The 13,678-nt window shown below is 71.8% G+C and carries 12 protein-coding genes; 4 read left to right on the top strand and 8 right to left on the bottom strand.

Features of this window, described 5'->3' with window-relative positions:
• Positions 1–250: 250 nt before the first annotated feature.
• From ACFYWQ_RS10565 to ACFYWQ_RS10550, 4 genes are all read left to right on the top strand, one after another.
• Positions 251–1,093: a nitrilase-related carbon-nitrogen hydrolase gene (locus tag ACFYWQ_RS10565; protein ID WP_389514801.1), complete on the top strand. Its 843-nt coding sequence runs from the start codon at positions 251–253 to the stop codon at positions 1,091–1,093.
• Between the two features lie 283 nt (positions 1,094–1,376).
• Complete coding sequence (hydA, locus tag ACFYWQ_RS10560; protein WP_389514799.1) at positions 1,377–2,780, top strand: dihydropyrimidinase; 1,404 nt, start codon at positions 1,377–1,379, stop codon at positions 2,778–2,780.
• 11 nt (positions 2,781–2,791) lie between these two features.
• Positions 2,792–3,811: a TIGR03842 family LLM class F420-dependent oxidoreductase gene (locus ACFYWQ_RS10555; protein WP_389514797.1), complete on the top strand. Its 1,020-nt coding sequence runs from the start codon at positions 2,792–2,794 to the stop codon at positions 3,809–3,811.
• 162 nt (positions 3,812–3,973) lie between these two features.
• Positions 3,974–5,500 carry an NCS1 family nucleobase:cation symporter-1 gene (locus ACFYWQ_RS10550; RefSeq protein ID WP_389514795.1) on the top strand — a complete coding sequence of 509 codons (1,527 nt, stop codon included), beginning with the start codon at positions 3,974–3,976 and terminating at the stop codon, positions 5,498–5,500.
• A 75-nt stretch (positions 5,501–5,575) separates the two neighbouring features.
• Here the strand turns inward: ACFYWQ_RS10550 and ACFYWQ_RS10545 are convergent, their stop codons facing one another.
• The 8 genes from ACFYWQ_RS10545 to ACFYWQ_RS10510 form a co-directional block, all read right to left on the bottom strand.
• Positions 5,576–6,244 carry a hypothetical protein gene (locus ACFYWQ_RS10545; RefSeq protein ID WP_389514793.1) on the bottom strand — a complete coding sequence of 223 codons (669 nt, stop codon included), beginning with the start codon at positions 6,242–6,244 and terminating at the stop codon, positions 5,576–5,578.
• 491 nt (positions 6,245–6,735) lie between these two features.
• The gene (locus ACFYWQ_RS10540) at positions 6,736–7,338 is read right to left on the bottom strand and encodes a GPP34 family phosphoprotein (RefSeq protein WP_389514792.1); all 603 of its coding nucleotides are present in this window, start codon (positions 7,336–7,338) and stop codon (positions 6,736–6,738) included.
• The gene (locus ACFYWQ_RS10535; protein ID WP_389514790.1) at positions 7,325–7,867 is read right to left on the bottom strand and encodes a flavin reductase family protein; all 543 of its coding nucleotides are present in this window, start codon (positions 7,865–7,867) and stop codon (positions 7,325–7,327) included. The genes ACFYWQ_RS10540 and ACFYWQ_RS10535 overlap by 14 nt, the downstream gene beginning before the upstream one ends.
• Positions 7,864–9,120: an ATP-grasp domain-containing protein gene (locus tag ACFYWQ_RS10530; protein WP_389514788.1), complete on the bottom strand. Its 1,257-nt coding sequence runs from the start codon at positions 9,118–9,120 to the stop codon at positions 7,864–7,866. Before ACFYWQ_RS10530 ends, ACFYWQ_RS10535 begins: the two co-directional genes overlap by 4 nt.
• On the bottom strand, positions 9,120–10,103 hold the full coding sequence (locus ACFYWQ_RS10525) for a TauD/TfdA family dioxygenase (protein ID WP_389514786.1): 984 nt from the start codon (positions 10,101–10,103) through the stop codon (positions 9,120–9,122). Before ACFYWQ_RS10525 ends, ACFYWQ_RS10530 begins: the two co-directional genes overlap by 1 nt.
• A 150-nt stretch (positions 10,104–10,253) precedes the next feature.
• Positions 10,254–12,437 (bottom strand): amino acid adenylation domain-containing protein, encoded by a 2,184-nt coding sequence (locus ACFYWQ_RS10520; protein ID WP_389514784.1) that lies wholly within the window; start codon positions 12,435–12,437, stop codon positions 10,254–10,256.
• On the bottom strand, positions 12,437–13,240 hold the full coding sequence (locus ACFYWQ_RS10515) for an FkbM family methyltransferase (RefSeq protein ID WP_389514782.1): 804 nt from the start codon (positions 13,238–13,240) through the stop codon (positions 12,437–12,439). The genes ACFYWQ_RS10520 and ACFYWQ_RS10515 overlap by 1 nt, the downstream gene beginning before the upstream one ends.
• A 44-nt stretch (positions 13,241–13,284) precedes the next feature.
• Complete coding sequence (locus tag ACFYWQ_RS10510; RefSeq protein WP_389514779.1) at positions 13,285–13,518, bottom strand: phosphopantetheine-binding protein; 234 nt, start codon at positions 13,516–13,518, stop codon at positions 13,285–13,287.
• Positions 13,519–13,678 lie beyond the last annotated feature (160 nt).

The raw sequence follows: 13,678 nt of genomic DNA, 5'->3' as shown, positions 1-13,678 counted from the left end.
CCGCACGCCCGCGCGACAGGGACGACCACGCGCGGCCCGCACGCCCCGCGCAACAGGAGTGAAACATGCGACGACCTGCGAAAACGGCGGTGAAACATGGGCCGGCGGCAACGTGACACGGTGGTACGCGCCACCCCCGCGGACGTGACACGGTGCACCTCCAAGCGGCCCCGTGGACTTCCTACGCTCCCGGTGCGGACGACGGCACGGCCGGCGCCCGCCCCAGCACACCGAGCGACCGGAGGTCCCGATGAGCCGAGTGATCCGCGCCGCCCTCTTCCAGACCGCGTGGACCGGCGACAAGGAGTCGATGATCCGGGTGCACGAGCAGGCGGTGCGCGACGCGGCCGCCCAGGGCGCCGGCATCCTGTGCTTCCAGGAGCTGTTCTACGGGCCGTACTTCTGCCAGGTCCAGGACCCGGCCTTCTACGAGTACGCCGAGCGCGTCCCCGACGGGCCGGTGGTCCGGCGCTTCCAGGCACTCGCCCGGGAACACGGCATCGTCCTCGTGCTGCCGGTGTACGAGGAGGAGCAGCCGGGCGTCCTCTACAACACCGCCGCCGTGATCGACGCGGACGGCTCGTACCTCGGCAAGTACCGCAAGCACCACATCCCGCAGGTCGAGGGCTTCTGGGAGAAGTTCTACTTCCGCCCCGGGAACGCCGGCTGGCCGGTGTTCGACACCGCCGTCGGCAAGATCGGCGTGTACATCTGCTACGACCGCCACTTCCCGGAGGGCTGGCGCGCCCTGGGCCTGGCCGGCGCCGAGATCGTCTTCAACCCGTCGGCCACCTCGCGCGGCCTGTCCGCCTACCTGTGGCAGCTGGAGCAGCCGGCGGCGGCCGTCGCCAACGAGTACTTCGTCGGCGCGATCAACCGGGTCGGCGTCGAGGAACTCGGCGCCAACGACTTCTACGGCACCTCCTACTTCGTGGACCCGGCGGCCCAGTTCGTCGGCGAGGTGGCGAGCGACAAGGAGACCGAACTCGTCGTCCGCGACCTCGACCTGGCCAAGCTGCGCGAGGTCCGCGACCGCTGGCAGTTCTACCGCGACCGCCGCACCGACGCGTACGCGCCGCTGACGGCGCCCTGACGGCCTGCCCGCGGACCGCTGCCGCCGCCCCTGACGGCCGGCGGACCGCTGCCGCCGCCCCTGAGGCCTGCGGACCCCTGCCCGCGCCCCGGACGGTCTCCGGACCGCCGTTCGTGCCCCGGACGGTCTCCGGACCGCCGTCCGTGCCTCGGCCGGACGTCGGACCACGGCCGACGCCCCGTCCGGAGCGCGGGACCCCGCCGGTCCGCGGCAGCGCCGCGGGGGCGCGACCGGCCCCGCACGACCCGCACTGTCCGACCACGACCCAGCGGAGCGTCCACGCATGAGCAGCCGTACCGTCATCCGGGGTGGCCTCGTCGTCACCGCGTCCGACGAGATCCACGCCGACGTCCTGATCGAGGACGGCCGTGTCGCCGCCCTCGCCGCCTCCGGCACCACGGCCGCCGAGGCCTGGACGGCCGAGCGGACCATCGACGCGACCGGGAAGTACGTGATCCCGGGCGGCGTCGACGCCCACACCCACATGGAGCTGCCGTTCGGCGGCACCTTCGCCTCCGACACCTTCGAGACCGGCACCCGGGCCGCCGCCTGGGGCGGCACGACCACGATCATCGACTTCGCGGTGCAGAGCGTCGGCCACACCCTCCGGCAGGGGCTCGACACCTGGCACGCCAAGGCCGAGGGCAACTGCGCCGTCGACTACGGCTTCCACATGATCGTCTCCGATGTGAACCAGGAGACGCTCAAGGAGATGGACCTGCTCGTGGAGGAGGGCGTGACCTCCTTCAAGCAGTTCATGGCCTACCCCGGCGTCTTCTACAGCGACGACGGCCAGATCCTGCGCGCCATGCAGCGTTCCGCCGAGAACGGCGGCCTGATCATGATGCACGCCGAGAACGGCATCGCCATCGACGTCCTCGTCGAGCAGGCGCTGGCGCGCGGCGAGACCGACCCGCGGTACCACGGCGAGGTGCGCAAGGCCCTCCTGGAGGCCGAGGCCACCCATCGCGCCATCCGGCTCGCCCAGGTCGCGGGCGCCCCGCTGTACGTCGTGCACGTCTCGGCGACGGAGGCGGTCGCCGAACTGACCCGGGCACGGGACGCGGGGCTGAACGTCTTCGGCGAGACCTGTCCGCAGTACCTGTTCCTGTCCACCGACAACCTCGCCGAGCCCGGCTTCGAGGGCGCCAAGTACGTGTGCAGCACACCGCTGCGGCCCAGGGAGCACCAGGCGAGCCTGTGGCGGGGGCTGCGGACGAACGACCTCCAGGTGGTGTCGACGGACCACTGCCCGTTCTGCTTCACGGGCCAGAAGGAGCTCGGCCGGGGCGACTTCTCGAAGATCCCCAACGGTCTGCCCGGCGTGGAGAACCGTATGGACCTCCTCCACCAGGCCGTCGTCGACGGGCACATCTCGCGCCGCCGCTGGATCGAGATCGCCTGCGCCGCCCCGGCCCGCATGTTCGGCCTGTACCCGCAGAAGGGCACCATCGCCCCGGGCTCGGACGCGGACGTCGTCGTCTACGACCCGCACGCCGAGCAGACGCTCTCCGCCGCGACGCACCACATGAACGTCGACTACTCGGCGTACGAGGGCCGGCGGATCACCGGCCGCGTCGAGACGGTCCTGTCACGGGGCGAACCCGTCATCACCGAGCGGGAGTACACCGGTCGCGCCGGTCACGGCGTCTACCTCCCGCGCTCCACCTGTCAGTACCTCAGTTAGGGAGTGGCGCCATGGACTTCGGACTCGTCCTGCAGACCGACCCGCCGGCCTCGAAGGTCGTCGGCCTCATGAAGCGCGCCGAGCGCAACGGCTTCACGCACGGCTGGACCTTCGACTCCGCGGTGCTCTGGCAGGAACCGTTCGTGATCTACAGCCAGATCCTGTCGAACACGACGAACCTGAAGGTCGGCCCGATGGTGACGAACCCGGGCACCCGCACCTGGGAGGTCACCGCCTCCACCTTCGCCACCCTCAACGACATGTTCGGCAACCGCACGGTGTGCGGCATCGGCCGCGGCGACTCCGCGATGCGCGTCGCGGGCCGCAAGCCCAACACCCTGGCCCGCATCAGCGAGGCGATGAAGGTGATCCGGGCGCTGGGGAGGGGCGAGGAGGCCGACCTCGGCGGCACCGTCGTCCGCTTCCCGTGGATCGGGCCGGGTGCCGAACTCCCGGTGTGGATGGCGGCCTACGGGCCGAAGGCGCTGAAGATGACGGGAGAGGAGGCGGACGGCTTCATCCTCCAGCTCGCCGACCTGTACCTCACCGAGTACATGGTGAAGGCGGTCAAGGACGCGGCGGCCGCCGCCGGCCGCGACCCCGCCGAGGTGACGATCTGCGTCGCCGCCCCCGCGTACGTCACCGACGACGACTCGCCCGAGGCGCTCGCCCACGCGCGCGAGCAGTGCCGCTGGTTCGGCGGGATGGTCGGCAACCACGTCGCCGACCTGGTCGCCAAGTACGGCGAGCACTCCGCCGCCGTCCCCGACGCACTCACCGACTACATCAAGGCGCGCGAGGGCTACGACTACTCCCACCACGGGCGCAGCGGCAACCCCGACACCCGGTTCGTGCCCGACGAGATCGTCGACCGGTTCTGCGTCGTCGGACCGGTCGAGAAGCACATCGAGAAGCTGAACGCGCTGCGCGAGCTGGGCGTGGACCAGTTCGCCGTCTACGACATGCACGACGCGCAGGAGAAGGTCATCGACGCGTACGGCGCCCAGGTGATCCCGGCCGTCAACGGCTGACCCGCCGCCCGTCCGCTCCCCGGCCGACCCGCCCCCGAGCGTCCGCTCCCCCTCCCCTCCCCACCCCCCACTCCTGTCCTCCCCTCCTCCGCCGTCCCGGGGGAGGGGGCCGGAGACCCGCACGGCCTTTCCGGACCCGTCCCTCGTTTGATTGGCCTGCCCATGACCGACACCGCTCCCGCGGACATACCGCCGACCTCGCACATCACCCGCGCCGACGGCCGGGTGGAGATCGCCCCCGGTGCGCCGCCGCCCAGCGGCCCCTACGCCAACGAGGACCTGCTGCCGGTCCCCGTCGACCGGCGCACCTGGACCACGTACAACTTCTCCGCGCTCTGGGTCGGCATGGCCCACAACACGGCCTCCTGGACGCTGGCCTCCGGTCTGATCGCCGTCGGCATGGACTGGAAGCAGGCCGTGCTCACCATCGCGCTGGCCAATGTGATCGTGCTGGTCCCGATGCTGCTCACCGGGCACGCGGGACCCAAGTACGGCATCCCCTTCCCGGTCTTCGCACGCGCCTCCTTCGGCGTCCGCGGCGCCAACCTGCCCGCCGTCGTCCGGGCGTTGGTGGCGTGCGGCTGGTTCGGCATCCAGACCTGGATCGGCGGCGAGGCGATCTACTTCCTCGCCGGGAAGCTGATCGGCAACGGCTGGAGCGAGGCCGGGACGATCGGCGGCCGGCCCTGGACCATGTGGCTGTCGTTCGCGGTCTTCTGGGCGATCCAGGTCGCGATCGTCCACCGGGGCATGGAGACGATCCGCCGCTTCGAGAACTGGGCCGCGCCCTTCGTGCTCGTCGGCGCGCTGGTGATGCTGGTCTGGATGAGCGACAAGGCGGGCGGCTTCGGCCCGCTGCTCGACCAGCCCTCGCGGCTCGGCTGGGGCGGCGACTTCTGGAAACTGTTCTGGCCCTCCCTGATGGGCATGATCGGCTTCTGGTCCACCCTGTCCCTGAACATCCCGGACTTCACCCGCTACGGCCGCAGCCAGAAGGCGCAGACGTGGGGCCAGGCCCTCGGCCTCCCCACGACGATGACGTTGTTCGCGCTGCTGTCCGTGCTGGTCACCTCGGGTTCGCAGGCCGTGTACGGGGAGGCGGTCTGGGACCCGGTCCAGCTGGCCGCCAAGACCGACAACGTGGTGGGTCTGCTCTTCGCGCTGGTGACGGTCCTGGTGGCGACCCTGTCGGTGAACATCGCGGCCAACCTGGTCTCCCCGGCCTTCGACTTCTCCAACATCGCGCCCCGCAGGATCGGTTTCCGCACCGGCGCGCTCGCCACCTGCGTCCTCGGCGTGCTCATCTTCCCGTGGAAGCTGTACTCCGACCCGCAGGGCTACATCTTCACCTGGCTCGGCCTGGTCGGCGGTCTGCTCGGCACGGTCGCCGGCATCCTCATCGCCGACTACTGGATCCTGCGCCGCGCCGACCTCGACCTGACCGACCTGTACCGCGCCGGCGGGCGCTACTGGTACACGGGCGGCTGGAACTGGCGGGCCGTCGTCGCCTTCGTGGCCGGCGGTGTCCTCGCCGTCGGCGGCGCCGGGTTCGAGCCGCTGATCGACGGCCGGCCCATCCCGGCCCTGGAGCCGCTGGCCGACTACGGCTGGGCGGTGGGGCTGGGCACCTCGATGGCGCTGTACCTGGCGCTGATGCTCCTCGCGGGGCGCGGGCGGCGCCCCGTGTGACCGCGCCCGCTTCACCCTCCGGGCGGCGCCGGCGTCACCTTGTCGACCGCGCCGGCGTCGCCCTCCGGGCCGCGGTCAGTTCACCGAGGCCTGCAAGGAGGCGACCGCTTCCTTCGCCGCCTTGATCGCGCCCTCGTTGATCTCGTCCGTGCTCGGCGCCTTCTTCGTCTCGAAGTCGCTGCCGTTGTAGGTGATGATCACCAGCGCGTTGGAGACCCGGGCGATCACCACGCCCTCACGGGTCTGCTGCTTGTCCTCGGTGGTGAGGTTGACCACGGAGTAGCCCTCCTCCCCGAGTCCCGGCACCGCCCCGCCGCCGCTCTTCTCCGCGATCCGCTCCTTGTACGACGTCCCGGCCGCGTCGTCCGAGTCCATCAGCTCGAAGGAGACGTCCAGCCAGCGGTAGTCGTAGCCCTTGAGCGCGTTCCAGGAGCAGGTGCGGCGGGCGTCGGTGTCCGTCGAGGGGATCTCCTTGCCCGCCGTCTTGGCGCCCGGCACCAGGGAGGAGACCGTCTTCGTCGCCACGCTCGTGCAGGGCGCGGGCGCGGTGGTGAACGTCTTGGCCACGGCGGTGGAGGAGGGCGCGGACGACGACGACTCGGACGGGCTTCTCGACGTGTCCGCGGCCGCCTCGTCCTGGGTCGGGGTGAGCGGCCCGGACGACAGCGCCCAGCCCGCGCAGGCGAGCACGGCCACCGGGGTCAGGCGGGCGGTGAGGGCGAGCGGCAGGGGAAGAGAGCGCACGGCGCACTTTCGTGGGGGAGGGTGCGGACGGAGTCCACGATGCGGACAGGGACGCCAGTGTCACACGACTCCCTGTGGGGCGGAAGGGTGAACTCGCTCCGTACTGACGCGGTGACGGGACGGCTGTCCGGGCCCGGGTGACGGGGTGCCCGTCCGGGCGCGGTGGGGCGGCCGCACGGGCATGGCGGGGGGCTGCGCGGACCGTGACGGCGGGCCGTGCGGGGGCATGGTGGCGGGCTGTGCGGGTCGCGCGGGGCGGGGTGGCGGGCTGTGCGGGTCGCGCGGGGCAGGGTGGGGGGCGCTGCGGGCGTGTGCTCATCGGTCGGCCGCCGTCGACCGTGAGGAACTCCGTGCTCACCGCCCGACGTTCACCACCCGGTCCACGCTCCGGGGCACCTTCGGCAGGGAGCCCCGGGGCCGGGACGGTCGCCGTCGAGTCCGGCGGCCCAGGCGCCCGTCGCGGATCTCGCCGTCCAGCACGGGGGACGTGTTCACGGCAGGCTCAGCTGCATCCTGGCCGTGGTGGCCGCGAACGCCAGTTCCCGGCATACGAGGTGGGCGCGGGTGCCCTCGGGGACGGGCGCCCAGGAGCCCGGGATCCGGGCAGCGGCGAGCAGCGGGCCGGCCAGGGCGGTGGTCTCGCGCGGGGCGGGCTGCGTGGGCACGTACCGGGTGACGGGCAGCACACCGAGAAGCCTGTGCCGCCGCGTCCGCAGCAGGCCCGCCCCGGTGAGGCGCGCGGTCGTCGCGGCCAGGACCGGCTCCGCCTCGACCCGCATCCAGTGGTGGGCGCGGCGAGCCTGCGGGGCGAGCACGAGGCGTTCGAGCAGGTGGTCGCAGACGGGGTCGGCGGCGCGGGACGCGTCGGTGACCTGGACGCTGTGCGGGCCGACCGCGACCCGCCCGGCGGCGTGCAGGTCGAGCAGGGCGGCCGCGACCAGGCACAGGCCCAGTTCAGCGCGCCAGCCGCGTACGCCGGAAGGGCCGAGCCGGTCGTACGCGGTGAGCAGCAGCGTCTCGTGGAGCGGCGCGGGCACCGCTCTCGCGTCCGCGGCCTCCGTGGCCTCCGCGCGCTCCTCGTCAGGTGTCGCCACGGGCCACCGGGTCCAGGGCATCGAGGAGTCGTCCGGGCGCCCAACTGCCGTAGGCACCCCGCCGGTGAAGGAGCGCCTCCCGGTCCACGGCCGCCGCGCCGCCCGCTACGCGCGCGAGGAAGAGGACGTGGTCGCCCGCTGGGACGGTGCGCTCCACGAGGCACTCGGCGTGGGCGAGGACGCCGTCCGTGAGGACGGGGGCGCCCTTCGCGCCGTCGGCGGACCGCCACGGCACCCGCGCGAACTTGTTCCGTCCCTTGCCCGCGAAAAGCCGTGACATGGCGGCACCCGACGCGTCGAGGACGTTCACCACGAACGCCCCCGACGACACGATCGCGGGCAGCGTCTGTGCGCCCCGGTCCACGCAGACCAGCAGCAGCGGCGGGCTCGCGGACACGGCGGTGAGCGCGTTGCAGGTGAAGCCACGGGGCTCGCCGTCGGCGCCCAGCGCGGTGACCACGTACACCGGGGTCGGGAAGGATCCGAAGAACTCCTTGAAGAAGCCGGATGCGGGATCGGTGGGGCTCACAGCAGCTCGTGCTCGATCTCGCGGAGCGCCTTGTAGCCGCGCTCGATCTCGGACGGATCGCGGTGGACGAGGAAGACGACGCCGGGTGAGGAGTTGAGATCGACCGTGGGCCGGGTCACGGTGCCCTCCGCCTTGCGGAAGCGGCTGCTCTGGAAGGCGGGCAGACGGCTGAGCGCCGCCTCGAGTTCCGTCGTGGGCAGGGGGAGTGCGCGGTGGGCGACGAGGTTGATGCAGCGGGCGTGCTCGCGGCGCTCGTAGCGCGGGGGACGCGCCGTGAGGAGCGGCGCGTCGGCGGTGTGGCAGTCGAGGGTGAGACCGACCTGGTCGGCGCCGGTGCAGCGGGTGAGGGCGACCGGGTTGGCGAGGCCGGAGACGCGGGCGCCGGTCTCCAGGAGCCGGGGGCCCGCCGGGGTGAGGATCAGCTCGGTGTGGCCGGGCCCGTCGGTGACGGCGAGAGCGTCGAGGACCCGTTCCACGTACGGGAACAGGGCGTGCGCCGCCGGGGTGTCGGGATCGAGCAGGTCCTCGTAGTCGTAGATGAGGCGCTTGTCGCCGGTGACGGCCGGGCGTTTGCGGCTGATCCACGCGTCGGTGATCCAGTGCCGGCCGTCGCGGCTGACGGTGTTGACGACGTACTCGTCGCCCTCCAGGTACTCCTGGACGAGTACCGCTTCGTTCGGGCACAGCATCAGGTTCGTCTTGCCGATGGCCGCCTCGTACGCGGCACGGATCTCGTCGTCGGTGTCGCAGGCGTAGACGTCCTCGGAACCCGCGCTGTCCAGGGGCTTCACGACGACCCGGTGCAGGCCCCGTTCGCGCCGCCACGAGAGGAGGTCGCCGAGGTCGGAGGAGCTGTGCTGGCGCGGTGCCGGCACGCCCGCGCGGACGAGGGCCGCCATCATCAGGTCCTTGTCGCGGCGGGCCGCCGACAGGGCCGGGTCGTTGCCGCGCAGACCGAACCGGGCGGCGAGCCGGTCCGCGGTCTCCACGCCGAACTCGCTGGCGGCGATCACGGCGACCGGCTCCAGGGCCGCCAGCCGAGCCGTCACACCCTCCGGGTCCGCCGGGTACGTCAGGTCCGCGGCGAAGACCTCGACCGGCAGGCTCGCCGCGAACGTCTCGGGCAGGCCGGCTCGTGAACGGATGTGCACGATGCGGTGGTCGGCAGCCGCCTGGCGGGCCAGCAGGGCGCCGGTGGTGAGTGCGTCCACGAGGGCCAGGACGGGACGGCCGGCGGAGTCGGTCGCGCCCATCAGACCAGAACCGAGCCGTTGTCCGCACGGTGGGCGCGGCTGCGTCGGCGGTCGAGGTGCACGAAGGTGCGGTGCAGCCAGCGGTCCTTGCCGTCGTAGCGCGGCTCGAAGTCGGTACGGCCGTGCACGACGAGACGGTTGTCGACGAAGACCAGCTCGCCGGGGGCGAGGACCAGCGAGGTGGCGGCGCCCATCATCGTGGTGCGCAGCCGGGCCAGGGCGTCGGCGGCCCGCTCGTCGAGCGGTTTCGTGGCGTTGAAGTCGACCCGGAGGTCGGGGTCGTCGGGCGCGCCGACCAGCACCGGGTGGGGCGCGGTCAGCTCGGCCGAGCGGAACGACGGGGGTGCCTCGGTCACGTAGCGGGGCGACTGAAGGATCTTCAGGTCCGTCTCGTCGATGAGCGGCAGCACACGCCGCACCGAGCAGACCTCCGTGCCCGCGGTGCCCTCGTGATCGCTGCGCAGGCACATCAGTCCCACGTAGTCGGGGCGGTACGGATGGAAGGCGTTCTCTATGTGGAACTCGAGGGGAACGGAGCCGCCGTTGGACTGCGTGGCGGCGAGCGAGGGGACGGGCACCACGTTCTGCACGAGCGCGCCGTGCTTCTCGTCGCGGTAGGCGATGACCTCGCCGAGGTTCTGCCCGATCAGCATGGTGACGGCGGCGGGTATGGTCGCGGCGCGCTCCACCGAATCGACGACCGTGGGCGTGTCGGGCAGCATGGACTCGTCGACGGGCAGGTTCGCGACGGTGAGCGTGCCGTCGCGGCCCGGGTCGGCGCGGAAGGCACGCACCACCTCGCTCAGGCGCAGCGGCAGGCGGCAGCTGAGGCGGCGGGCGTGCCGCCCCCATGCGGGGTCGTCGACGCGGCGCGGCTCCTGGGCGGCCAGCTCGGCGGCCAGCTCGGCGAGCTCGGCGCGCTCGGCATCGGTCAGGGTGAAGCGAAACTCGTTCCGGTCGTACGGAAGGTGGGTGTCGGTCACGGTCTGCCTCTCAGTACGGCGGCTCGGGGCGGGCCGGGGCCCGCCCGATGGCGGGAGCGGTCGCGGGTGTCGTCGGAAGCCGCGGTTGCCGGTGGCGCACGCGGGGCCGGACGGTTGTGGCGCCGTCGGCGTGCGCGGTGCCGCCCGCGGTCAGGTGCCTGGTTCCAGCAGACCCCGCAGTGCGCGCGTGTCGACCTTGCCGTTGGCGGTCAGCGGCACGTGTCCGATGGCCACGAAGTGGGTGGGAACCATGTAGTCCGGCAGGGCGGCGCCCAGGTGCGCGGTGAGGATCGCGGCATCCACGCCGTGCCCCTCCGCGGGGACGACGTACGCGGCGAGGGAGCGGGAGCGGGCGGCGCCGACGGCGATGACGACGGTCTCGGCAACCGACGCATGTGTGCGCAACCGCGCTTGGATCTCGCCGAGTTCGATGCGAAAGCCGCGGATCTTCACCTGGTGGTCGGCACGCCCGAGGAATTCGAGGTCCCCGTCGGGCAACCACCGCGCGAGGTCGCCGGTGCGGTACAGGCGGGCACCGGGCGGACCGAACGGGTCGGGCAGGAAGCGCTCCTCGGTCAGGTCGGGGCGGCCCAGGTAACCCCGGGCGACACCCGCGCCACCGATGAACACCTCACCGGGCACGCCGGTCGGCACCGGTTCGAGCCGGTCGGTGAGCACGTACATGGTGGTGTTGGGGATGGGCGCGCCCAGCGGGATCAGTTCGGTGCCGGGCGGCTCGGCGATGACCTGCCCGGAGTTGCCGATGGTGATCTCGGTCGGCCCGTACTCGGTGGCTACGGCGGTGCCTCCGGGCCCTGCGGAATCGATCCATCTGTGTGCGAGGTCGGCCGTGAAGGCGTCCCCGGCGGCGATGACGAGCCCGGCCAGTCCGCGGATCTCGTCAGGGGCCAGGTCGACGCTGAGCAGGTCCAGGTGGCCCGGCGTCATCTTGATGAAGCTGTACGGGGCGCCGGCCGCGAGCAGGTCGCCCAGGTCGGCGATGTCCAGCGGGTCGGGCAGCAGATGCACGGGCTGCCCGGTGATCAGCGGGGTGAACAGGCTGGGTATGCCGAGGTCGAAGGAGATCGAGGAGAAGACGGGCGCCCCTCCGGTGCCGCGCGCCGCGTACGCGTCCGCCGTCCACCGGAGGTAGTTGGCGAGCCCGCTGTGCTCGATCATCACCCCCTTGGGGCTGCCCGTGGAGCCCGACGTGTAGATGACGTACGCGAGGGCGTCCGGATCGGCGGGGACGCCGGTGGGCGCGGTGGACAGCGCGTCGAGGGCGCGGCGCTCCGCGTCGTCGTCGAGGAGGACGGCGGTGTACGTGTCCGGGCCCGGCTCGCCGAGCGCGGACACCTGCTGGGAGTCGGTGACGACGAGGTCGCATCCGGCGGCGTCGATCATGTGCCGGAGGCGTCCGGCCGGCAGCGCCGGGTCGAGTGGCAGATAGCCCGCCCCCGCCTTCCAGACGGCCAGCAGCGCGGGCAGCAGCTCGGGTCCACGACGCAGCGAGACGCCGACGAGCCGGTCGCGCGTCGCTCCCAACCTGCGTAAGCGATGGGCGAGTTGATTGGCCCGCTCGTCGATCTGCCGGTACGTGAGGACGGTGCCGCCCGTCTTCACGGCGGGCGCGTCCGGGGTGCGGGCGGCCTGCGCCTCGATGAGCTCCGGCACGGTGGCGCGGCCGCGGTCGACGGTGCCGCCCCGGCTCCAGGTGCCGAGCAGTCGCTCGCGCTCGTCGCCGGGCAGGTACGCGGCGAGGGCGTCCCCGTCGGGGTCGGTGGCCATCGCGGTGAGGACCGCGCGGTAGAGGCCGGGCAGCAGGGCGGCGAAGGAGGGGGAGAGGACGCCGGGGGAGATCGTGAGGGTGAGGGCCGTGGGGGTCAGGGCCGTGGGGGTGGTGGCGACGTGGAGGGCGTACGCCCCTCCGGGGACGGCGCCCTCGTCGGCGAAGAGCACGCGTGGGTGCCGGCCCGTTGACTGCGCACCGGTTCCCGCCTCGTGGAAGGGCGCGAGCCGCTTTCCGACGCTCAGTGCCAACTCCCGCCATGTGACGGGCACGTCGTCCATCACGGCGAGAAGGCGACGGCCGTTGCGTACGGTCTCCGTACGGAACGACGGCTCGGGCGTGAGCATCGCCAGCACCTTCAGGTGTGCGGCGAGCAGCACGTCGTCCAGGCCGTCGTGGCCGCAGACCGCGGCGAGCGCCCGGAGCCCGTCGGCGAGGTCGCCGCAGGGGACGGTGGCCGTGGTGCCCGGCTCGCCCTCGGTCCCGCGCCAGGCGGACGGCAGCGTGAACAGCGGCCCGGCGGCCGTGGTGGTGTCCGTGCCCATCAGTCGTCCTGTCCCCGGTCCGCGAACAGGTTGTACACGCTGGTGCCCCGGTACTCGGCGGGCTGCTCCACGCTCACGCGCATACCGTGCTTCTCGAACAGGGACCTGACAGCGACGAGTTCGCCGTGGTCGTCCTCGACTTCGACGGCGGCACGGGCGATCTTCGGCCACAGCTCCTCGCCGATGCCTTCGAGGACCTTGACCTCGAAGCCCTCGACGTCGATCTTGAGGAAGTCGATGCGGTCGATGCCGAGCCGCTCGGCGACGGAATCCAGCCGTTCGACGGTGCACGGCACCTTCTGCTGCCCTTCGAAGCGCCCTTCGAGGAGTTCGTCGGCCTCCTCGACGAAAACCTCGGCGCGCACCGCGTCCAGGGTCGACGCGACGTTTTCGATGTACGACTTCACCAACGCCTTGTCGACGGCCGGATCGGCGTCGAAACCGGACATCATCGTGTACTGCGGGTAGAACGTGAGCTCGCGGGTCTCTGCCGTGTCACCGAGCGCCATATTGAGCGGCGTGACGTGGGGCAGGGACGCCACGTTCTTGCAGAGCGCCTCGAAGGTCTGCGGGACCGGCTCGAAGGAGAACACCCGGGCGTCCGGAAAACGCTCGGACATGAAGAGGGCGAACATGCCGATATTGGCGCCCACGTCGAACACCACGGCATTTTCGGGGAGCTGGAGACCGCCGGGCGGGACGTACGACTCCTCCTCGAATATCTCCTTGTAGAGGTAGTCGGTCTCGTTGCGGTTGATGCCGTGCACCAACAGACCGTTGCCCAAGATCTTCTGACTGCTCAAGAGGTGCTTCCCCCGGTTGAGGCGGTCGAAACGTCGATTTTCGGTCAGGGTGTCAGGCTGGCGGCGAGGAGCGCCGGTGTGGGGTTGCGGAAAACGGCGGAGCTGCGGAAGTTCACCCCCCGTTTCCGGGCCTCGATCACCACCTCGACGACCTTCAGTGAATCGCCGCCGAGGTCGAAAAAGTTGTCGTCGCGGCCGACTTCGGCTCCTAGCAACTTCCCCCAGATGTCGCGTAGTTCCTGTTCTATCGAGTCACGCGAGAGGCTGCTGTTGATCACGTCGGCAAGGTAACACGGTGATCACGACGCCTGGAAGTGTCTCTCTCAGAGAGTGAGACGGCTATTGCGTCGTCCCTGGTGGTGGCGGCTCACTGTGGACAGGGCTTGGTCAACATGCGTTATTCTCCGGCGCGTTGGCGGGACAAGGGCACGAGGATTC

Origin of the sequence: Streptomyces sp. NPDC003247, from assembly GCF_042888135.1 — a bacterium.
Lineage (GTDB): Bacteria > Actinomycetota > Actinomycetes > Streptomycetales > Streptomycetaceae > Streptomyces.
Note: the sequence above shows the minus strand (reverse complement) of the source record. Positions and strands in the feature narration are given on the sequence as shown.

Bases quoted from the DNA above. Each gene is read 5' to 3' on its own strand.
- ACFYWQ_RS10550 (WP_389514795.1), top strand. From the start codon at position 3,974: ATGACCGACACCGCTCCCGCGGACATACCGCCGACCTCGCACATCACC.
- ACFYWQ_RS10565 (WP_389514801.1), top strand. From the start codon at position 251: ATGAGCCGAGTGATCCGCGCCGCCCTCTTCCAGACCGCGTGGACCGGC.
- hydA (WP_389514799.1), top strand. From the start codon at position 1,377: ATGAGCAGCCGTACCGTCATCCGGGGTGGCCTCGTCGTCACCGCGTCC.
- ACFYWQ_RS10555 (WP_389514797.1), top strand. From the start codon at position 2,792: ATGGACTTCGGACTCGTCCTGCAGACCGACCCGCCGGCCTCGAAGGTC.
- ACFYWQ_RS10530 (WP_389514788.1), bottom strand. From the start codon at position 9,120: ATGGGCGCGACCGACTCCGCCGGCCGTCCCGTCCTGGCCCTCGTGGAC.
- ACFYWQ_RS10520 (WP_389514784.1), bottom strand. From the start codon at position 12,437: ATGGGCACGGACACCACCACGGCCGCCGGGCCGCTGTTCACGCTGCCG.